The 20,522-nt window shown below is 69.4% G+C and carries 15 protein-coding genes; 14 read left to right on the top strand and 1 reads right to left on the bottom strand.

From position 1 onward, the window contains the following. The first annotated feature begins 156 nt into the window (after nt 1-156). The 3 genes from BJ992_RS19045 (at nt 157) to BJ992_RS19035 (ending at nt 3,885) form a co-directional block, all read left to right on the top strand. On the top strand, nt 157-2,016 hold the full coding sequence (locus BJ992_RS19045) for an ABC transporter ATP-binding protein (protein ID WP_246496713.1): 1,860 nt from the start codon (nt 157-159) through the stop codon (nt 2,014-2,016). A 73-nt stretch (nt 2,017-2,089) separates the two neighbouring features. Further along, complete coding sequence (locus BJ992_RS32990; protein WP_184982875.1) at nt 2,090-2,794, top strand: ThuA domain-containing protein; 705 nt, start codon at nt 2,090-2,092, stop codon at nt 2,792-2,794. Further along, nucleotides 2,779-3,885 carry a Gfo/Idh/MocA family protein gene (locus BJ992_RS19035; RefSeq protein ID WP_184982873.1) on the top strand — a complete coding sequence of 369 codons (1,107 nt, stop codon included), beginning with the start codon at nt 2,779-2,781 and terminating at the stop codon, nt 3,883-3,885. Before BJ992_RS32990 ends, BJ992_RS19035 begins: the two co-directional genes overlap by 16 nt. Before the next feature lie 97 nt (nt 3,886-3,982). Here the strand turns inward: BJ992_RS19035 and BJ992_RS19030 are convergent, their stop codons facing one another. Then, nucleotides 3,983-4,753, bottom strand: coding sequence for a FadR/GntR family transcriptional regulator (locus BJ992_RS19030; protein WP_184982871.1), 771 nt, complete (start codon nt 4,751-4,753; stop codon nt 3,983-3,985). Between the two features lie 133 nt (nt 4,754-4,886). Between BJ992_RS19030 and BJ992_RS19025 the strand changes: the two genes are divergently transcribed. From BJ992_RS19025 to BJ992_RS18975, 11 genes are all read left to right on the top strand, one after another. Continuing rightward, nucleotides 4,887-6,158 carry an ABC transporter substrate-binding protein gene (locus BJ992_RS19025; protein WP_184982869.1) on the top strand — a complete coding sequence of 424 codons (1,272 nt, stop codon included), beginning with the start codon at nt 4,887-4,889 and terminating at the stop codon, nt 6,156-6,158. A 4-nt stretch (nt 6,159-6,162) separates the two neighbouring features. After that, a complete protein-coding gene (locus tag BJ992_RS34350) occupies nt 6,163-7,146 on the top strand; it encodes an ABC transporter permease subunit (protein ID WP_184982868.1) in 984 nt (327 codons plus the stop codon). Then, nucleotides 7,146-7,973, top strand: coding sequence for a carbohydrate ABC transporter permease (locus BJ992_RS19015; protein ID WP_184982866.1), 828 nt, complete (start codon nt 7,146-7,148; stop codon nt 7,971-7,973). Before BJ992_RS34350 ends, BJ992_RS19015 begins: the two co-directional genes overlap by 1 nt. 1 nt (nt 7,974) lies before the next feature. Beyond that, nucleotides 7,975-9,147 carry a mandelate racemase/muconate lactonizing enzyme family protein gene (locus BJ992_RS19010; protein ID WP_184982864.1) on the top strand — a complete coding sequence of 391 codons (1,173 nt, stop codon included), beginning with the start codon at nt 7,975-7,977 and terminating at the stop codon, nt 9,145-9,147. Between the two features lie 242 nt (nt 9,148-9,389). Next, complete coding sequence (locus BJ992_RS19005; protein WP_184982862.1) at nt 9,390-10,106, top strand: FadR/GntR family transcriptional regulator; 717 nt, start codon at nt 9,390-9,392, stop codon at nt 10,104-10,106. Between the two features lie 636 nt (nt 10,107-10,742). Beyond that, nucleotides 10,743-12,179: an endo-1,4-beta-xylanase gene (locus tag BJ992_RS19000; protein WP_343072744.1), complete on the top strand. Its 1,437-nt coding sequence runs from the start codon at nt 10,743-10,745 to the stop codon at nt 12,177-12,179. A 521-nt stretch (nt 12,180-12,700) separates the two neighbouring features. Further along, nucleotides 12,701-14,380, top strand: a complete 1,680-nt coding sequence (locus tag BJ992_RS18995) for a family 43 glycosylhydrolase (RefSeq protein ID WP_343072743.1) — start codon at nt 12,701-12,703, stop codon at nt 14,378-14,380. A gap of 388 nt (nt 14,381-14,768) precedes the next feature. Continuing rightward, nucleotides 14,769-16,367: a cellulose binding domain-containing protein gene (locus BJ992_RS18990; RefSeq protein WP_221474893.1), complete on the top strand. Its 1,599-nt coding sequence runs from the start codon at nt 14,769-14,771 to the stop codon at nt 16,365-16,367. Between the two features lie 451 nt (nt 16,368-16,818). Further along, nucleotides 16,819-17,901, top strand: a complete 1,083-nt coding sequence (locus tag BJ992_RS18985) for a sugar ABC transporter substrate-binding protein (protein WP_184982856.1) — start codon at nt 16,819-16,821, stop codon at nt 17,899-17,901. Nucleotides 17,902-17,912: 11 nt separating this feature from the next. Further along, nucleotides 17,913-19,481: a sugar ABC transporter ATP-binding protein gene (locus BJ992_RS18980; RefSeq protein ID WP_184982854.1), complete on the top strand. Its 1,569-nt coding sequence runs from the start codon at nt 17,913-17,915 to the stop codon at nt 19,479-19,481. Next, on the top strand, nt 19,474-20,520 hold the full coding sequence (locus BJ992_RS18975; protein WP_184982852.1) for an ABC transporter permease: 1,047 nt from the start codon (nt 19,474-19,476) through the stop codon (nt 20,518-20,520). Before BJ992_RS18980 ends, BJ992_RS18975 begins: the two co-directional genes overlap by 8 nt. Nucleotides 20,521-20,522: the final 2 nt, after the last annotated feature.

The raw sequence follows: 20,522 nt of genomic DNA, 5'->3' as shown, positions 1-20,522 counted from the left end.
CGAAACGGCACGGTCCAGGTGCGTTCGAGGTGGTCGCCGGGGACCGTGATCACCTCCGGGACGGATAATCGCCTGTCGAGATATGTGTGATTTCGCTAAGTTTGTCCGCGCAACCCGGCGAAAATGGTTCGCTCCCGCCCCCCACGCTGGGTCACCATGGCCATGGCCGTGGGCTCAGAGAGGCGGGTGGTCGTGCTCGGTTTTCTCGATTCTTCAGACAACAATTCATCTGTCCGCAAATCAGCGGTTCTGCTGGCACTGCGGTACTACAACGGGGAACTACGGCGCCTGTGGCGGTTCACGGTGCCGGCGCTGATGGGCCCGGCACTCGGCAACATCTGCCTGAATTATCTGGCGCCACTGATGGTGGCCGGGATCGTCGGACGGCTGTCGGAAGGCGCGGGTGCCACCGCCGGGGTGCTGATGCCGTACGTCCTCGGCTTCGGCGGGCTGCTGATCGCCGGCGAGGTGATGTGGCGGATCGGCATGCACTTCGTCAACCGGACCGACGCCTACGGCATGGAGCATCTCGGCGCGCGCGGCATGGAGGAACTGCTGGCCAAGGACGCCGCCTTCTTCCACGACAACTTCGCCGGCGCGCTGACCAAACGGGTGCTCAGCTTCTCCGGCTCGTTTGAGAACTTCATGGACACGCTGACGTTCTCGATCTTCGCCAAGTTCCTGCCGCTGGGGTTCGCCTCGGTGGTGCTCTGGCGTTACCACCCGCTGCTGGTCGTCGTGCTCGTCGGCCTCATCGCCTTCACCGGGATCGTCGTGGCGCCGCTCATCCGCCGCCGTCAGCAACTGGTGAACCTGCGTGAGGCCGCCAAGGTGCAGGTGTCCGGCCACGTCGCCGACGTGCTGGCCAACATGGACACCGTCCGCGCGTTCGCCGCGGAGCGCCGCGAGGCCGCGGAGAACCGGGTGAGGCTCGCCGAGCAGCGCAGGCTGACGCTGCGTTCGTGGGACTACGGCAACCTGCGGGTGGACACGGTCGTCGCGCCGCTGGCGGTCGTCACCAGCACCGCCGGCCTGCTGCTCGCCGTCGCGCTGCGCGGCGGTCTCGGCGTGGAGGCGATCGTGGTGACGTTCGCCTACTACGCCAACGCGGTCGGCATCATGTTCGAGTTCAACCAGGTCTACCGCCGCGTGGAGAGTGTGCTCACCGAGGCCGCGCAGTTCACCGAACTCCTCCTCACGCCGCCGGCCGTGGTCGACCCCGACGACCCGATGCCGCTGCGGCCGGCCGACGCGGAGGTCAGGTTCGAGCGGGTGGCGTTCGCGCACGCCGGTCACTCGCGCCTCTTCGACGGCCTGGACCTGCACATCCCGGCCGGCACCAAGATCGGCCTGGTGGGCCGGTCCGGCGGCGGCAAGACCACGCTCACGCGCCTGCTGCTGCGCTTCATGGACGTCGAAGGCGGCCGGATCCTGATCGGCGGCCAGGACATCAGCCGGCTGAGCCAGGCCGACCTGCGCGCCATGATCGCCTACGTCCCGCAGGACCCGGCCATGTTCCACCGGTCGCTCAGCGACAACATCGCGTTCGCACGGCCCGGCGCCACCGGCGCCGAGATCCGCGCGGCGGCCGAGGCGGCGCACGTCACCGAGTTCGCCGACGACCTTCCGGACGGCTTCGACACGCTGGTGGGGGAGCGCGGCGTCAAACTCTCCGGCGGTCAGCGGCAGCGCGTGGCGCTCGCACGCGCCATCTTGCGGGACGCGCCGATCCTCCTGCTGGACGAGGCCACGAGCGCGCTGGACTCCGAGAGCGAGATCCTCGTCCAGCAGGCCCTGTGGCGTCTGATGCGCGACCGCACCGCGATCGTGGTCGCGCACCGGCTCAGCACGGTCGTCCGCATGGACCGCCTGGTCGTGCTCGACCAGGGCCGCATCGTGGAGCAGGGTGACCACCACGAGCTGCTCAGGGCCGAGGGCCCGTACGCGCGCCTGTGGCACCACCAGTCCGGCGGCTTCCTCGCCGAGGAGGACGCGCAGGACACCGTACGCCGTTGACCGCACCCTCTGGTGACTGTCGGTGTGAAATGTGAAGATTGGAGGCGTTTGTCGCTAAGACGATTGGGGGACCATGACACGCGATCACACCCGCACGGCTCTGGTGGTCAGGGGTGGCTGGGAGGGACACGTCCCGGTGGAGGCCACGGAGCTCTTCATCCCTTTCCTTGAGGAGAGCGGCTTCGAGGTGCACCGGGCCGACTCCCCCGCGCCGTACGCGGACACCGCGTTCATGGCCGGGGTGGACCTCGTCGTGCAGTGCTACACCATGGGCACGATCGAGCCGGAGGAAATGCGCGGCCTCGACTCCGCCGTCCGCGCGGGAACGGGGCTGGCGGGCTGGCACGGCGGCATCGCCGACTCCTTCCGCAACTCCTCCGACTACCTGCACCTCGTCGGCGGCCAGTTCGCCTGCCACCCCGGCAAGGACCCCGCCGAATGCGTGGGCTCGGAGACCGACAACTTCGTCCCCCACACCGTGAACATCCTCACCGAGGCCGCCGACCACCCCGTCACCAAGGGCATCGCGGACTTCGACCTGGTCACCGAGCAGTACTGGGTGCTGACCGACGAGTACAACGACGTGCTCGCCACCACCACCCAGAAACTCCGGCCCTTCGATCCCTGGCACCGCGAGGTCACCTCACCGGCGATCTGGACCCGCCGCTGGGGCAGCGGGAAGGTCTTCGTCGCGACCCCGGGCCACAGCCTCGACGTCCTGCGCCAGAGCGACGTGCGCACCGTCATCGAGAGGGGAATGCTGTGGGCCTCCCGGTGAACGTCGGCGTCATCGGCTGCGGCGTGATCTTCGCTCAGTACGCGCAGACCATCGAACGCCTCCCCGAACTGCGCCTCGCCGCCGTCGCCGACCTCGACCACGAACGCGCCAGGGAGGCGGCGGGGCGGTACCCCGGCACCGAGGCGCTGACCGTCGAGGAACTGCTCGCGCACCCCGGCGTCGACGTCGTGCTGAACCTCACCATCCCCGCCGCGCACGCCGAGATCGCGCTGCGGGCCATCGCCGCCGGCAAGGACGTCTACGGCGAGAAGCCCCTCGCCGCCACCACCGCGGAGGCCGCCGAGGTGCTGCGCGCCGCCTCCGCCGCCGGCGTACGGGTGGGCTGCGCGCCGGACACGGTGCTCGGCACCGGCACCCAGACGGCGCGCAAGGCCATCGACGACGGCCTCATCGGCAGGCCGGTGGCCGCCACCGCCACCATGATCACCCCGGGTCACGAACGCTGGCACCCCAACCCGGACTTCTACTACGTGCCAGGCGGCGGCCCCCTGATGGACATGGGGCCGTATTACATCACCAGCCTGATCACGTTGTTCGGCCCGGTGACGACGGTCATCGGCGCCGCCGGCCGCACCCGCGCCAAGCGGACCATCGCCTCGGGCCCCCGCAGCGGCGAGGAGATCCCCGTGACCGTGGACACCCACATCACCGGCGTGCTCACCCACGCGTCCGGAGTGATGTCCACGCTGGTGATGAGCTTCGACGGCGAGGCCACCACCTCCCCGAGGATCGAGGTGCACGGCGAACAGGGCTCGCTCGTCGTCCCCGACCCCAACCACTTCGACGGTCCCGTCCAGCTGGCCCGGCCGGGAGCCGACCCCTGGGAGACGCTCCCGGCGACGGCGGGTCACCCCGACGCGGGCCGCGGCGTGGGCCTGGCCGACTTCGCCACCACCCCACCCGGCGACGAGCCGCGCGCGAGCGGAGCCCTGGCGTACCACGTCCTCGACGTCATGGAGTCCCTGCTGCACGCGGCGGCGACCTCGACGGCCGTGACCGTCGCCAGCACCTGCCGGCGACCCGAGCCGGTCACCGGCCTGCCAGGCGCGGCCACGACCGCCGCGACGTGACCGAGCGCCGGGGCTGCCGGCACGGCCGGCCGGCGTCCCCGGCGCACGCCCTACTCGCCTGCGCCTCGCTGTCCCCGCCGGTGCGGGACGGCCCGGGCTACCGCAGGACGTGCCGCGGGTCGCCGGGACCGTTCCTGCGGACGAGCCAGGCGTCGGTGATGTGTGCGAACATGGCGTCGGCGGCGCCGCCGGGGTCGTGCGCGGCGACGCGCTCGTAGATGCGGCGGTGGCCCTGGTTGGACGCCACGCACATCTCGCGCTCGGGGTTGCCCATGTACCTGGCGGTGTTGAGGACCTGGCTCTCCAGGGCACGCACCACGCCGCGGCCGATGCGGTTGCCGGACGCCTGCATGATCGTGTCGTGGAAGGCCCGGTCGTACGGCGCGTAGGCGACGTGGTCGTCCACGAGCTCGTCCATGCGGTCGACGAGCGTCCGCAGGCGTTCGACGGTGTCGGTGTCGGCGACGCGCGCGGCGACGTACGCCATGTCGCACTCCAGCGCGCGCCGGGTGACGACGAGGTCGTCGAGGATGGCGAGGCTCTCGTCCTCGGCGATGCTCGCCGCGAGGACCAGCTCGTCCAGCATGTCCCACATGGTGGGAGAGGTCACCATGGTGCCGGCACCCTGGCGGACCTGCACCAGCCCCTTCTCCTGGAGGATCTTCACGGCTTCGCGGACGACGGTCCGGCTCACGGAGAAGGCCTCGCACAACGCGGGTTCCGCTGGAAGCGGCGTCCCCGGCGGGTACACTCCGCCGACGATGCGCTCCACGAGCTCCGCCGTCACCGCCTTCGCGAGTGTGGCCGGTCGCCGCACCCACGCCGGCGTCGCCGGGACGCTTCGTGGAGTTTCCTGGGGTGCCGTCATCTTTCCTCCGGATGTCCCGACGAGGACAAGCCAGCTCAGTATATGTCACCCGTATTGACGTAAGACGTCATACGAGTTACGTTTTCGCGCAAACGGCCGGGGTCGCCGGCCGCACTCTGGAGAGTGAACAGCTATGAAGCAGCGAATACTGTGGCCGGCGGTCCTGATCGCGGGACTGACCTTGGCCGGCTGCGGCAGCGCCACACCGAGCGCACCCCCCGCCGCGCAGGCGAAGGGCAAGCTGGTGGTCTGGGACTGGAAGTCCGGTGAGCCGGCCGCGGCGTCCTACATCGAGAAGGCGAAGGCCGACTTCGCCAAGAAGCACCCTGATGTCACCGTCGAGTTCGTGGCACAGCCGTACGAGCAGTACTACACCCTGCTCGGTGGGGCCATCCAGTCCGGCACCGGACCCGACGTCATGCTCTTCAACGGCGGCGGCCGGCTCAGCGACCGCGTCGACTCGCTCCTCCCCCTGGACCAGTACGTGGCGCAGGACAAGGAGCGGCTCGCGGGCTGGGACGCCTTCTCCAAGGACGGAAAGGTCTACGCGGCGCCGGTGACGGTGCAGGGCCACCCGATCTACTACAACAAGGCGCTGTACGAGAAGGCCGGGCTCGACCCCGAGAGCCCGCCGAAGACCTGGGACGAACTGCTCAGCAGTTGCGCGGCCATCAAGAAGGCGACGAAGGCCGACTGCTTCGCGCTCGGCAACAAAGAAGGCATCGGCCCCCAGTTCTGGCTGTCCGGCATGGGCTCCGGCGTGCTCACCCCTGAGGAGTACGACCAGTGGGTCTCAGGCAAGCGCGACTGGAACTCCCCCGGAGTGAAGAAGGTCTTCCAGCTGTGGAAGGAAACCGGTGACAAGGGCCTGAACAGCCCCGGCGCCAACTCCACCGCGATGTTCAACGACGCGTTCGGCGTGTTCGAGGCCGGCAAGGCCGCGCACATCATCGGGCTGATCTCGGACGTCGGCCACTGGAAGGACTTCAGCGAGTTCCTCACGCCGGAGAAGCTCGGCGTCATGAAGGCCCCGGTGGCCACCCCCGGAGCCACCCCGGTCCTGCCGTACGACGGCGGCATCGGGTACGCGGTCGCCAAGACGGCCAAGGACCCGCAGGCGGCGGCCGACCTCGTGCGGTCGCTCACCTCGACCGAGGCGCTGAACGCCTTCTACACCAGCGCCGGCGCGATCGCCTCCGACACCACCATCGACGTGTCGTCCGGTGGCCCGGCCGTCGCCGGCATCGTGTCGGACCTCAAGTCCGGCAAGGCCGCGCTGCACGTCCCGCTGTCCTCGCAGACGCTGGACCTGATGGGACGGCTGTCCCAGAAGCTCCTGAGCGGATCGGTCACCGTCGACGACGCGATGAAGCAGCTGGCCGCGTCGGACAAAGCGGGCGGCTGATCTCGTGCCGATCGGAGGTTCACCGTCGCTGGTCGCCCCGGCAGGATCCGGGGGGACCGGCGGCGGTGCCGCACGACAGCGAGCCGGTCGCGGCGCCGGCCGGCGCGGCCGGCAGGACTCGCGCGCGTCGCGATCCGAGCGCCTCACGCCGTACGTCCTGGTCGCCCCGGCCGTACTGATCATCGTGGGGCTGCGGCTGTATCCCCTGCTCCTCGGTGTGAACTACTCCTTCACCGGCGATCTGGAGCGCAACGGGACGACGGTCGGCCTGGACAACTACATCCACCTGTTCCAGGATCCGCTGTTCCGCACCGCGCTCGGCAACGTCGGGCTGCTGGTGCTGCTGCTTCCGGTGGCGGTGGCGATACCGGGCCTGCTCGCGACGTTCATCTACCTGCGTGTCCCCGGCCACCGGGTGTACCGCAGCGTCTACTTCTTCCCGGCGGTGCTCTCGCCGGTGATCGTCGGCGCGATCTTCAACCTGCTGCTCGCGTTCGACGGGCCGGTCAACGCGGTCCTCGGCACGGTCGGCCTCGGCCCGGTCGACTGGCTCGGCGACCCGCGTGTCGCCATGTTCACCGTCGTCGGGGTGCACATCTGGGCCACGTTCGGCATGGCGCTGGTGGTGTTCCTCGCCGGGTTCGCGACCTTGAACGCCTCGCTGCTGGACGCGGCCAGGGTCGACGGCGCCACGCTGCGCCAGATCATCTGGCACGTGATCATCCCGGGTCTGTCGCGCACCATCCAGTTCGTCTTCGTGACCACGATGATCGGCATGCTCACCTCCATGTTCGGCCTGTTGTACGTCATGACGAGCGGCGGCCCGGAAGGCTCCACGTACCTGCCGGAGTACTACATCTGGATCGAACAGGGACAGATGAACCGTCCGGCGCTCGCCTCGGCGGCGTCGACCATCCTGTTCCTCGTGATGCTCGTGGTGGGGCTCCTGCAGATCAGCCTGCTGCGCCGCGCCGGGAGGGAGAACTGATGGCCCGCGCTCGACTCGCCAAATGGGTGGCGGCCGTCCCCATGGCGCTGCTGGCGCTGGCGACGATCTACCCTCTGCTGTTCACGGCCAACGTCGCGGGGAAGACCCGGCGCGAGTACATCCTCGACCGGTTCTCGCTCGCCGAGTCGCCGAGCCTGGACAACATCGTCGGGGCCTGGACGAGCGTCGGCATGGGGACGTACTTCGTCAACTCGGTCGTCGTGGTGACCGCCGCGGTGGTCCTGTTGTCGCTGCTCGGCTCGATGGCCGGGTTCGCGCTCAGCCAGATGCGGTTCCGCGGTTCCTCGGTGGTCTTCCTCGGCATCCTGGCGGCGTTGTTCATCCCATTTCAGGTGATCATGGTGCCGCTCACCAGGATCATGGCGGACATCGGCCTCATCGACACCTACCCGGGCCTGATCCTGGCCTACGTCGCGCAGTTCCTCCCGTTCACGGTCTTCCTGATGACCAGCTACTACAGGACCATCCCCGCGGAGATAGTCGACGCGGCCCGGATCGACGGGAACACCTTGTACGGGGTCTACCGGCGGATCATGCTGCCGATGGGGACGCCGGCGCTGCTGTCGGTCGGCATCCTCAACGCGCTGTTCTGCTGGAACGACGTGCTCATCGCCTTGCTGATGATGCCGTCGGCCGGACATCGCACACTGATGGTCGGGGTCACCTCGCTCCGCGGGCAGTACTCCGACGACATCCCGACGTTCGCCTCGGGGGTCCTGATCGCGGCCGTACCGGTCCTGCTGCTCTACCTGTTTCTCCAGCGCCAGATCGCCGACGGTGTCACCGCCGGTTCCACGAAGGGCTGACATGCGGATCACGGGGTACCGCACTCTCACGACCGTGCACCATTGGGGACGCGCGGTCGGCGACGCCAACGGATTGTTGTCCGACGGCGTCGTCCCTTTCCCGATCGTCATGGTCGACACGGACGAGGGGATCACCGGCGTCGGCTTCGGGCCGCGCGTCGAGATCGACGCGGTGTTCGCCGCCATCGAAGGCGAGGACCCGCGGAGCGTCACGGCGCTGTACGACCGGATGCTGCGGCAGACGTTCAAGGCCGGTCACGCCGGCGCCGTGTTCGGGACCATCGGCGCGCTCGACACCGCACTGTGGGACATCAAGGCGCAGGCCGCCGGTGAACCGCTGTGGCGGCTGCTCGGCGGACGCGACCGCACCGTCCGCGCGTACGCCTCCGGCCTGGACATCGGCCTGACCGACGACGAGCTCGTGTCGGCCTACCAGGAATACGCGCGGTACGGCCTGCGCGCGGCCAAGCTCAAGGGCGGCCTCGACATCGAGCGCGACCGGCACCGCCTGACGCTGGTGCGCGACGTCCTCACCGAGGCCGCGCACGGGGCACGGCCGGGCCTGATGCTCGACGTCAACGAGTCGTGGACCCGCAAGCAGGCGGTCAGGCACGTCGGCGAGCTCGAACGCACCCTCGATCTCACCTGGATCGAGGAACCGGTCCGGCGGTGGGACGCCGAAGGCCTGGCCGTCGTCGGCCGCGGCGTCCGCGCGTCGGTGGCCAGCGGGGAGAACCTCACCGGCCTTGAGCAGTTCCGGCCACTGGTCGCCGCCGGTGCCGTCGACATCCTCCAGACCGCCGCGGTCTGGGGGGTCACCCATTTCCTCCGGGTGGCGGCGCTCGCGCACGCGCACGACCTGCCGGTCAGCCCCATCGGCACCACCCCCATCGGCCTGCTGCACGCCGCGACGTCGGTCCCGAACCACATGGCCAGCGAACTGCAGGACCTGCGGCCACCCCTCGGCGTGACCCTCGACCTGCACGTCGAGAACGGCGAGTTCGTCCTCGGGAACTCACCCGGCCTCGGCGTCACCGTCGACGAGGCCGTGATCACGGCCCTTCCGCGGGCGAACTCCCGGCCCCCCGGCGGCCCCAACGTCCGCCCCGAGCAGGCCGGCCGCCGGCTCCTCGCGGTGGCCGACCACAACGCCTTCGCCGGCCTCGGCCAGTGACCCGGCGGAGCCCCCCGGGTCCGCCGCACCCGGGGGGCCGCCGTCACCAGGGGTATGTCCTACGCATCGACCCGGTCGGCTCCTCGTCGGGTGCCGCCGACCGCCAGGACGCCACCTTCCGCGTCACGTCATGAGGCGCGGGTCCTCGCCTCCTGTTCCGTGACGGTGTCACGCGTCCCCCCGGGGGTGGCAGGCAGCGGTGCGGCTGGTCGTTTCCGGTCCCGAGGGACGAAAATTCGTCCATGTCGTTGACAGAGCAGGCGATCGAGCACATCAGGCAGCTCATCAAGGAAGGGGTGCTGGCGCCGGGTGCCAGGCTGCCTCCGGAGCAGGAACTCGCCGTGGAGCTGGGCCTGTCACGCAATCTGCTCAGGGAGGCCGTGCGTTCCCTGGTCACCACCCGCGTGCTGGAGGTGAGAAGGGGTGACGGCACGTTCGTCACCAGTCTCAAACCCGAGCTGCTGCTGGAAGGCGTCGGTCTCGCCGTCGAGATGATGCGGGGGGACGACCTGCTGGAGATCCTGGAGGTACGGCGCCTGTTCGAGCCCGTGGCGACCGGGCTGGCGGCCACGCGCATCACTCCCGCGCAGCTCACCGTGGTCGAGCGGCACCTCCAGGCGATGGCCGGCGTTCAGCACGACGTCGAGGCGCTCAACCACCACGACGACGCCTTCCACCGTGCCGTGTTCGAGGCCACGGGCAACAGGTCGCTGTTCGCGCTGCTGTCCGGCATCACGGGCCGTACGCTGCGCGCGCGGGTGTGGCGCGGCCTGGTCGAGGACGACGTGGCCGGCCGTACCGTGGCCGAGCACACCGCCATCTACCAGGCACTCGCGGCACGCGACGCCTCGCTCGCCGAGGCGGTGGCGCTCGTGCACGTGCGCACCACGGAGATCTGGCTGAGGGAGAACCTCGGCAGATCAGCCGCCGGCGCGGGTCCGGCGGAGCGGACGGGCTGAGCACCGGTCGCTCGGTACCGGGCCGGCTGTGGGGAGGGAATGCGCTGTTAGCGCTAACACACAGTATTCCGGCGGCTGCTCCTCTCGTTCCACGGTGAGGCGGTGGTGCGCGGAGCCAATCCGACCAGGACGAGTCCCGTCAAGTCATGGCGTCCGGTCCTCGTGGTCCCGCGTCCGTGGCGACGGGCCTCATCTGGCGTGACGGACGTCCCTCCGGACGGCATGCGGCCGGTGCGGTGGTGAAAGATTCATAGGTCGCCGCGGCCGTTCCCGGCGGGTGGCAGGGCCGGTCGGAGGCCGCCACCACCAGGGTCGCCCCACCGGAGCCGCTCCCGTCCCGCGTCGTGACCGCGGGGACCGGCCGGGGAAATGCTTGACATGTTTCAGACACATTTCCAGACTGAGTCCCCGAGCGGCTCCTCTCCCCGGTTCCGGTGGTGGTGCGTGGCAGGAGCCGCAGCTCGCGACGCCGGTGCGCGGCGCAGCACCGCTGAGACGCGATCGCCGGACGTCCGCCGTCGCGCGTGTTCCGCACGCGCTTGAACCACGAACAGTGACGCAGGAGGCTCAGGCATGCCTGGAACCGCCATCCCCCCGCCCCGTACCGGTAGACCCGGCCGGGGTACCCGCCGTGCGGTGATCGCCGCGGCACTCGGCGCCGCGGGCCTGGCCACCGCGCTCGCGGTGCCGGTCCCCGCCGCCGCCGCCAGCACCCTGGGTGCCGCAGCCGCGCAGAGCGGCCGGTACTACGGCGCCGCGGTCGCGGTGAACCGGCTCAGCGAGTCGGCCTACACCACCGTCCTCAACCGCGAGTTCAACTCGGTCACCGCCGAGAACGAGATGAAATGGGCCTCCATCGAGCCCTCCCGCAACTCGTTCAGCTTCTCCGCCGGCGACCGCCTGGTCACCAACGCACAGAACAACGGCCAGTCCGTCCGCGGCCACACCCTGGTCTGGCACGCGCAATACCCCGGCTGGGTCGAGAACCTGCAGACCAACGACCTGCGCAGCGCCATGATCAACCACATCAACGGCGTCATGAACCACTACAAGGGCAAGATCTACGCCTGGGACGTCGTCAACGAGGCCTTCGCCGACGGCGGCGCCGTCGGCACCCTGCGCAGCAGCATCTTCACCCAGCGCCTCGGCAACGGCTTCATCGAAGAAGCCTTCCGCGCCGCACGCGCCGCCGACCCCGCCGCCAAACTCTGCTACAACGACTACAACATCGACGACGCCAACGCCAACAAGACCCGCGGCGTCTACAACATGATCCGCGACTTCAAGGCCCGCGGCGTCCCCATCGACTGCGTCGGCCTGCAGTCCCACTTCGGCAACCCCCCCAGCAACTACCAGCAGAACATCGAGCAGTTCGCCGCACTCGGCGTCGACGTCCAGATCACCGAACTCGACATCGGCGGTTCGGGCTCCACCCAGGCCGACGCCTACCGCCGCGTCACCCAGGCCTGCGTCAACGTCCCCCGCTGCACCGGCATCACCACCTGGGGAGTCACCGACCGCTACTCCTGGCGCAGCGGCGACACCCCCCTGCTGTTCGACGGCAACTACAACAAGAAGCAGGCCTACGACGCCGTGCTCACCGTCCTGAACAACGCGTCAGGCAACCCCAACCCGACCCCGACCGTCACCCCGACCGTCACTCCGACCGCCACGCCGACGGCCGGGACGACGAGCGCGTTCAGAGGTGTGGGCTCCGGCAGGTGCATCGACGTCAACGGCGCCTCGCAGGCCAACGGCACACTGGTGCAGATCTGGGACTGCAACGGCCAGACCAACCAGCGATGGTCGTCGACCTCCGCGAGTGAACTGCGTGTCTACGGCAGCAAGTGCCTGGAGGTCGCCAACTCCGGGACGGCCAACGGCAGCGCGGTCCGCATCTGGGACTGCAACGGCCAGAACAACCAGAAGTGGCGCGTCAACTCCGACGGCAGCATCACCGCCGTCGGTGCGAACAGGTGCCTCGACGTGCCGAACAACGCCACGGCCAACGGCACGAAGCTGGCGATCTGGGACTGCAACGGCGGTTCCAACCAGCGCTGGACCCGCGTCTGAGTGAGATTCTTCGCCGGGACGACAGGGACGACCCCTGCCGTCCCGGCGAAATTTTCATCCGCCGCCGGTCAGGCGGCGGCGCGCGCCGTCATTCCGGCTCCCAGCTCAGAGCCTTCTCCGGCCACTCGCGCCGCCGGTGGGGGAGAAGGCAGACATCTTGACCGGTCGCCGTATATGGGATTTGCTCCGCGGCGAGACGGCGTCCACGGTACGGCGAAACGGGAATCCTCTCGCCATGACATGGCAACGGTCAGGCGCGGTCTGACATCCCGTGATGTTAGCGCTCACACGATATCGGTGAAGTGCCGTGGACGAGCTCGCGCGTCGCCTGCGGCGCGAAGCCGGATCCCCTCTCGCAGAGAGGGGGAACCGGTGAATACCGACATCAGGGAGCGATGATGAAATCCGCGGTCTCATTACCGGTCAGGGCCAGACTCAGGCGTGGTGTGGCTTGGGTGGTGGGTTTGTTGTGTGTGGTGGTGCTGGTTCATGCGGGGCCGGCCAGGGCGGACAATCCGCTGGTGCAGACGATCTACACGGCCGATCCGGCGCCGTTGGTGTACAACGGGCGGCTGTATCTGTACACCGGGCATGACGAGGACGGGTCGACGTACTTCACGATGCGGGACTGGCGGGTGTTCTCCACCACCGACATGGTGAACTGGACCGACCACGGCTCCCCGATGAGCCTGTCCACGTTCAGCTGGGCCAGCGCGGACGCCTGGGCCGGGCAGACGGTCTACCGCAACGGCAAGTTCTACTGGTACGTCCCGGTCAAGGACCGCGCCAGCGGCCAGATGGCCATCGGCGTCGGGGTGTCCACCAGCCCCACCGGGCCGTTCACCGACGCCATCGGCCGGGCCCTGGTCAGAAACGGCGAGATCGACCCCAGCGTCTTCATCGACGACAACGGCCAGGCCTACCTGTACTGGGGCAACCCCAACCTGTGGTACGTCCGCCTCAACACCGACATGATCTCCTACTCCGGCAGCCCCACCCAGATCCCCCTCACCACCGCCGGCTTCGGCACCCGCACCGGCAACGCCTCCCGGCCGACCCTGTACGAAGAGGGACCCTGGGTCTACAAACGCGGCAACCTCTACTACAACGTCTACGCCGCCAAGTGCTGCTCCGAGCACATCGCCTACTCCACCGCCACCGGCCCCACCGGCCCATGGACCTACCGCGGCACCGTCATGCCGACCCAAGGATCCAGCTTCACCAACCACCCCGGCGTCATCGACTACCAAGGCGGATCGTACTTCTTCTACCACAACGGGGCATTGCCCGGCGGTGGCGGTTACACCCGCTCGGTCGCGGTGGAGAAGTTCAGCTACAACGCCGACGGCACCATCCCCACCATCAACATGACCACCAACGGACCGCCGCAGATCGGCACCCTGGACCCCTACGTCCGGCAGGAGGCCGAGACCGCGGCCTGGTCCCAAGGGGTGGAGACCGAGAACGCCGCCGACGGCGGACGCGACGTCGGCTTCATCGAGAACGGCGACTACGTCAAGGTCAAGGGAGTCGGTTTCGGCAACGGCGCGAGCACCTTCACCGCACGCGTCGCCTCGGCCGCCGCCGGCGGACGCATCGAGGTCCGCCTCGGTTCCACCAGCGGCACCCTGGCCGGCACCTGCACCGTCCCGGGCACCGGCGGCTGGCAGACCTGGACCACCGTCACCTGCCCCGTCACCGGCGCCACCGGCACCCGCGACCTGTTCCTCCGCTTCACCGGCGGCACCGGCAACCTCTTCAACTTCGACTGGTGGCGATTCACCCCCACCGGCGGCACCGACCCGACGCCGTTCCCGACGCCGACCCCCACGCCGACGCCGACCCCCACACCGACACCGACCCCCACGCCGACACCGACCCCCACTCCGACCCCCACCCCGACGGCAGGCGGCGCGTGCAGCGCGACCTACCGGACGACCAACTCCTGGTCCGGCGGCTTCCAGGGTGAGGTGACGGTGACGGCCGGCAGCGCGGCGATCAGCGGCTGGACGGTCCGGTGGACCCTGGCGAGCGGCCAGTCGATCAGCCAGGTGTGGAGCGGCACGCTGAGCACCAGCGGCTCCACGGTGTCGGTGGCCAACGCGTCGTACAACGGATCGCTCCCGCCGTCCGGCTCGACGACGTTCGGCTTCCTCGCCAACGGCTCACCGTCGACGCCGTCCCTCACCTGCACCACCTGACGAGGACGGCGGCCGCCTGACGGCACGGCCGGCGAAACGCGGCGGCGGAGTCACCACGGCTCCGCCGCCGCACCGGTAAAGCGCTCCACGCGGAGCGGCGGCGCCGCGGCCGGGGTGAAAATTTCAGCTCGTCCGGGGAACGCGGACTCGTTTTGCGGGCATGCGACCCGCCACCGCCTGGACGGTGACAAGAGCCCTTGACGGGATCACCGCCGGTCATATTTGCTCCGCCTGTCACCGATTCCCCGCCGTGGCCGCACGATTATCGCGGTGGTAATGGTGTTAGCGCTCACAATGACTTTCGAATGCTTCGCGGCCGGGTCGTGCGGTCAGCGACCGCCGGGCATAAGGCTCTCCCGCTTACCTCTAGGAGGAAACTGTGCGAAAGGTGGGATATCGCCCCTTCTCGGCCGCGCTCGCCACCGGAGTGCTCGTCGGCGGCCTGTTCGCCGTCCAGCCCGAGGCAGGCGCGCTGGAGAACGGTGTGGCGCGCACGCCGCCGATGGGCTGGAACAGCTGGAACACCTTCGGGTGCAACATCAGTGAGTCGCTGATCAAGCAGATGGCTGATGCGATGGTCAGTTCGGGTATGCGGGACGCGGGTTACGAGTATGTCGTGGTGGACGACTGCTGGATGAACTCCACGCGGGATTCGGCGGGGAATCTGCAGGCCAACGCGCAGCGGTTCCCCAGCGGGATGAAGGCGCTGGGGGACTACCTGCACGGCAAGGGGCTGAAGTTCGGGATCTATCAGGCGCCGCTGGACAAGACGTGTGCGCAGTACTTCAACTCCTACCCCGGTGCGACCGGTGCGCAGGGGCACGAGGCGCAGGACGCGCGGCAGTTCGCGGCCTGGGGGGTGGACTACCTCAAGTACGACTGGTGCTCTCCCAGCGGCACGATCGACGATCAGGTGCGCACGTTCGCCAAGATGCGTGACGCGCTGGCGGCGACCGGCCGGCCGATCCTGTACAGCATCAATTCCAACAGCGTGCACGACAAGACCGGGCCGCGGCGCAACTGGGGGGACATCGCCAACATCTGGCGGACCACCGAGGACATCACCAACGCCTGGGACACCGGCCAGACCAACGGGTACCCGATGGGGATCCAGAACATCGTGAACGTCACCGTGCCGCTGGCCTCCTACGCCAGGCCCGGCGCGTTCAACGACCCCGACATGATGGAGGTCGGCCGCGGTGGCATGAACGACACCGAGATGCGCAGCCACTTCGCGCTGTGGGCCGTCATGGCCTCACCGCTGATCGCCGGCAACGACCTGCGCAACATGAACGCCGCGACCCAGACCATCCTGAAGAACCAGAACCTCATCGCCATCAACCAGGACACCCTGGGCCTGCAGGCCACCCAGATCAGCAACGACGGCACCCGCCGCGTCCTGGCCAAACGCCTGAGCAACGGCGACGTCGCGGTGGCCCTGTTCAACCAGAGCGGCGCCACCACCACCGTCAGCACCACCGCCTCCGCCATCGGCCTGACCGGCAACGCCTTCACCCTGCGCGACGCCTGGACCAACGGCCTCAGCACCACCACCGGCGCCATCTCCGCCAGCGTCCCCGCGCACGGCACCGTGGTGTACCGCGTCAGCGGCGGAACCTCGCCGACCCCCACCCCGACCCCCACGCCGACCCCCACACCGACGCCGACCCCCACGCCGACCCCCGACCCGGGTGGATGCACGGCGACGTACCGGATGATCAACAGCTGGGGCTCGGGCTTCCAGAGCGAGGTGACGGTCGCGGGTAACGGCGCGATCAACGGCTGGACCGTGCGGATGACCCTGGCGAGCGGCCAGAGCATCACCAGCCTGTGGAACGGCGTGAACACCGGCACCAGCGGCGCGATCTCGGTGAAGAACGCCGCGTACAACGGTTCGGTCCCCGCCGGCGGATCGACGACGTTCGGCTTCACGGCCAACGGCAACGGCTCGGCCACCCCGACGGGCATCTCCTGCACCAGCCCGTAACGGTCAGGCGCGCCACGTCGCGACCCTCCCGCGACGCCGGCGTCACGCGCAGGCACGGTGCCCCCGCATGGCGACCCTCACGGCCATGGGGCGCCGTGCCTGCCCCGTTGCGCTCCCGCGGGCCTCCAGGGACCGCTCAGGCGCGTCGGAGGACGCTCCGCGAGGCTTGGACATGCGGCCTTTCCGTCGCCGCTCTCCGTTTGTGAGAGCCGCATACATCGGATGCCTGACCGGGGTAAGACATAGATCGCGGAGCATTTTCGCGATTCTGCCACAGGGGTCTGGACATCGGCCGGGGTTAGGTCATAGAAAGACATCCCATGTCCTGTCGGTGATGAGCGACCCCAAGGCGATCCTTCCGGGAGTTCCACGCGCCGGGAGAAGTGGGCCCGCCTGAGTGCGGCGCGGTCAGCGACGGCACGGCAACCGTGGTGCTTCAAAAGGAGAGACGATGGAACGCAGACGGTTCGCGCTCGTCGCGGCCCTGGCCATATCGGGGTGTCTGGTCGCGGCCTGCGGCGGGGGCGGCGGCGCAGGCGGAGGCGGCGGCACCGGCGCGTCAGGCGCGCCGGAGAAGCCGGTCATCGGCGTGGACTACCCGCGTTCCGACACCGACTTCTGGAACTCCTACATCAGTTACGTGCCCAAGAGCGCGGAAGAACTCGGTGTGGAGCTCAAGACCACCAACTCGCAGAACGACATCGCCAAGCTGACCGCCAACGTGCAGACCTTCATGGGCCAGGGGGTGCGCAGCGTGGTGATGGCCCCGCAGGACACCGCCGCCGTGGCCCCCACGCTCCAGCAGCTGGAGGCCAAGAAGATCCCCGCGGTCCTGGTGGACACCCGGCCCGACACCGGCAACGCCTTCATGGTCGTGCGCGCCGACAACCGGGCCTACGGCGAGAAGGCCTGCCGGTTCCTCGGCGAGAAGCTCCAGGGCAAGGGCAAGGTCGTCATGCTGCAGGGTGACCTCGCCTCCATCAACGGCCGGGACCGCACCGAGGCGTTCAACGAGTGCATGAAGGCCAACTACGCCGGCATCAAGGTCTTCGGCGAGGCCACCAAGTGGGACGGCGCGATCGCCTCGCAGAAGCTCTCGACGGTCCTCACCGCCAACCCGGACGTCAAGGGTGTGTACATGCAGTCGAGCTTCGCGCTGGCCGGCACACTCCAGGTGCTCAAGCAGCGCGACCTGCTGGTGCCGCCGGACGACCCCAAGCACGTCTTCATCGTCTCCAACGACGGCATCCCGCAGGAGCTCAAGGAGATCGCCGCCGGGAACATCGACGCCACCGTCTCCCAGCCCGCCGACCTGTACGCCAAGTGGGCCCTGTCGTACGCCAAGGACGCCGCGGAGGGCAAAACCTTCCAGCCCGGCAAGACCGACCACGACAGCACCATCATCCAGGTCCGCGAGGGGCTGCTCGAGGACCAGCTCTCCGCGCCGCTCGTCACCTCCGACGGCGGCACGTTCGGCGACATCCCGAGTGTGAAGTACGACGACAAGTCGCTGTGGGGCAACAACCTGAGCTGAGAGGTCCTGTCATGGGCGAGTTCGCGGGAGGGCCCGCGAGCCCTTCACCCGCACGCGGAGGCGAGCCGGCCCACACGGGCCGGCCCGCCGTCGCGGAGGCGGAACGCATAAGCAAGAGGTACGGCGAGACGGTGGCGCTGGACCAGGCGCACATCACGATCAACCCGGGCGAGGCTCATGCCCTCGTGGGCCGCAACGGCGCCGGCAAGTCGACCCTGGTGTCCATCCTCACCGGGCTGCAGGCGCCGGACGCCGGTGAGGTCCGTTTCTCCGGAGCCCCCGCGCCACGGCTCGCCGACCGCGACGCCTGGCGCGCGCGGGTCGCCTGCGTGTACCAGAAGTCCACGATCATCCCCGAGCTCACCGTCGCGGAGAACCTGTACCTCAACAGGCACGAACGCAACGGGCTCGGGCTGATCGGCTGGAAGAGCCTGTGGCGCAAGGCGGCCGAGCTGCTGGAGATGTGGTCGGTGGACGTGGACGTCCGCCGGCCGGCCGGTGAGCTCGGGGTGGAGCAGCGGCAGTTCGTGGAGATCGCGCGAGCGCTGTCGTTCGGCGCGCGGTTCATCATCCTGGACGAGCCGACCGCGCAGCTCGACGGCGCGGCGATCAACCGGCTGTTCCAGCGGATGCGCGTCATGCGCGAACAGGGAGTCACCTTCCTGTACATCTCCCACCATCTGCAGGAGATTTACGAGATCTGCGACACGGTCACGGTGTTCCGTGACGCGAGGCACATCCTCACCGCGCCGGTGGGGGAGCTGCCGCAGGCGGACCTGGTGGCCGCGATGACCGGCGAGGCCGCGGGCCTGCGGCAGCACACCGACCGGCCGCAGGTCCGGCAGGACGCGCCGGTCGTCCTGTCGGCCGAGGGACTGTCCGATGACGGCACCTACCAGGAGGTGGACCTGCGGGTCCACGCGGGGGAGATCGTCGGGCTGGCCGGGCTCGGCGGGAGCGGCAAGACCGAGGTGGCCGAGACCATCGTGGGCCTGCGGGCCCCGCGCTCGGGGACCGTGCGGGTGGCAGGCGACCGTCTGCACCCCGGCAGCGTGCCGGCGTCGCTGGCGGCGGGAGTGGGTTTCGTGCCGCGTGACCGCCACCACCAGGGCCTCGTGCCGTTCATGTCGATCGCCGACAACGCCACGATGACCGTCCCCGAGCGGCTCGGCCCCGCGGGCTTCGTCAGCGGCCGGCGCAAGGACGGCCTGGCCCGCGAGATGATCACCAACCTCGCGATCAAGACACCGGGCCCGGACCTGCCGGTCTCCGGCCTGTCCGGCGGCAACCAGCAGAAGGTCGTCATGGCCCGCGCGCTGGCCAACGACCCGCGCCTGCTCGTGCTGATCACCCCCACCGCCGGGGTCGACGTCCGGTCCAAGGAGTTCCTGCTCGGCAAGGTCGAGCAGATCGCGGGGAACGGGACAGGCGTCGTGATCGCCTCCGACGAACTCGACGATCTGCGCCTGTGCGACCGGGTGCTCGTGATGTTCCACGGACGCGTCGTCGCGGAACTGGCCGCCGGATGGCACGACCACGAGATGGTGGCCGCCATGGAAGGAGTCGACCTCGATGCCTGAGACCACCGCCACCCCCGCCACGACCGGCACCCCGCCGGGCTCCCCGCCGCCGGACGGCACCGGGGAACGCCGGCCCGGGCTCCGCCTGGCGCGGCTGCGCGACTTCGCGCTGGTCCCCGCGGTCATCGTGATCGCCATCGTGGGGCAGATCGTCAACCCGATCTTCCTGCAGGGCGACAACGTGATCAACATCCTGCAGACCATGTCGGAGATCTCGCTGCTCGTGCTGGCGCAGACGCTCGTGCTGGTCGGCGGCAGGATGGACCTGTCGCTCGAGTCGACGTTCGGGCTGGCGCCGGGGGTGGCCGCCTGGATGACGGTCGCGGTCGGTGCGGGACACGGGCTCGGGCTGCTTCCCGGAGGGTGGGCCATCCCGGTCACCCTCGCGGTCGGCGCGCTCGCCGGTGTGGTGAACGCGCTGTTCATCGTCCGCTTCGGCCTCAACGGCTTCATCGTCACGCTCGGCATGCTGATCGTGCTGCGCGGCCTGCTCACCGGCATCTCCGGCGGCCAGACGTTCTTCAACCTCCCGCCGTCCATGACCTACCTCGGCTCCACCCTGTGGCTCGGGGTGCCGGCGTCGATCTGGATCTGCCTGCTGCTGTTCGCGGGAGGCGTCGTGGTCCTCGGGTACACGCGGTTCGGCCGCTCGCTGTACGCCATCGGCGGCAACATCGACGCCGCCAAGGCGGCCGGCATCCGCACCGGCCGGGTCCTGTGGATCACCTTGATCACGGCGAGCCTGCTCGCCGCGCTCGGCGGCCTGCTGCTGTCGGGCCGGCTGGCCTCGGTCGCCGCGGGCCAGGGGAGTGGAGCGATCTTCACGGTGTTCGCCGCCGCCGTCATCGGCGGGGTCAGCCTCAACGGCGGCAAGGGCACGGTGTTCGGCGCGTTCACCGGCATCCTGCTGCTCTACATGATCCAGAACGTGCTCACCCTCGCGGGTGTCCCGGCGCAGTGGATCGAGGCCCTGAACGGCGGGATCATCCTCACCGCGCTCGCCATCTCACGGCTCACCGGCGGCAAGGTACAGGAATGACC

Source organism: Sphaerisporangium rubeum (assembly GCF_014207705.1).
Classification (GTDB): domain Bacteria; phylum Actinomycetota; class Actinomycetes; order Streptosporangiales; family Streptosporangiaceae; genus Sphaerisporangium; species Sphaerisporangium rubeum.
The sequence above is the reverse complement of the archived record's forward strand: the minus strand, read 5'-3'. Positions and strand labels throughout refer to the sequence as shown.

Excerpts from the sequence above, each read along its gene's own strand:
- BJ992_RS19010 (WP_184982864.1), top strand. The coding sequence starts at position 7,975 with ATGCGGATCACGGGGTACCGCACTCTCACGACCGTGCACCATTGGGGA.
- BJ992_RS18975 (WP_184982852.1), top strand. The coding sequence starts at position 19,474 with ATGCCTGAGACCACCGCCACCCCCGCCACGACCGGCACCCCGCCGGGC.
- BJ992_RS18985 (WP_184982856.1), top strand. The coding sequence starts at position 16,819 with ATGGAACGCAGACGGTTCGCGCTCGTCGCGGCCCTGGCCATATCGGGG.
- BJ992_RS18980 (WP_184982854.1), top strand. The coding sequence starts at position 17,913 with ATGGGCGAGTTCGCGGGAGGGCCCGCGAGCCCTTCACCCGCACGCGGA.
- BJ992_RS19015 (WP_184982866.1), top strand. The coding sequence starts at position 7,146 with ATGGCCCGCGCTCGACTCGCCAAATGGGTGGCGGCCGTCCCCATGGCG.
- BJ992_RS19045 (WP_246496713.1), top strand. The coding sequence starts at position 157 with ATGGCCATGGCCGTGGGCTCAGAGAGGCGGGTGGTCGTGCTCGGTTTT.
- BJ992_RS32990 (WP_184982875.1), top strand. The coding sequence starts at position 2,090 with ATGACACGCGATCACACCCGCACGGCTCTGGTGGTCAGGGGTGGCTGG.
- BJ992_RS19030 (WP_184982871.1), bottom strand. The coding sequence starts at position 4,753 with ATGACGGCACCCCAGGAAACTCCACGAAGCGTCCCGGCGACGCCGGCG.
- BJ992_RS19025 (WP_184982869.1), top strand. The coding sequence starts at position 4,887 with ATGAAGCAGCGAATACTGTGGCCGGCGGTCCTGATCGCGGGACTGACC.
- BJ992_RS19005 (WP_184982862.1), top strand. The coding sequence starts at position 9,390 with ATGTCGTTGACAGAGCAGGCGATCGAGCACATCAGGCAGCTCATCAAG.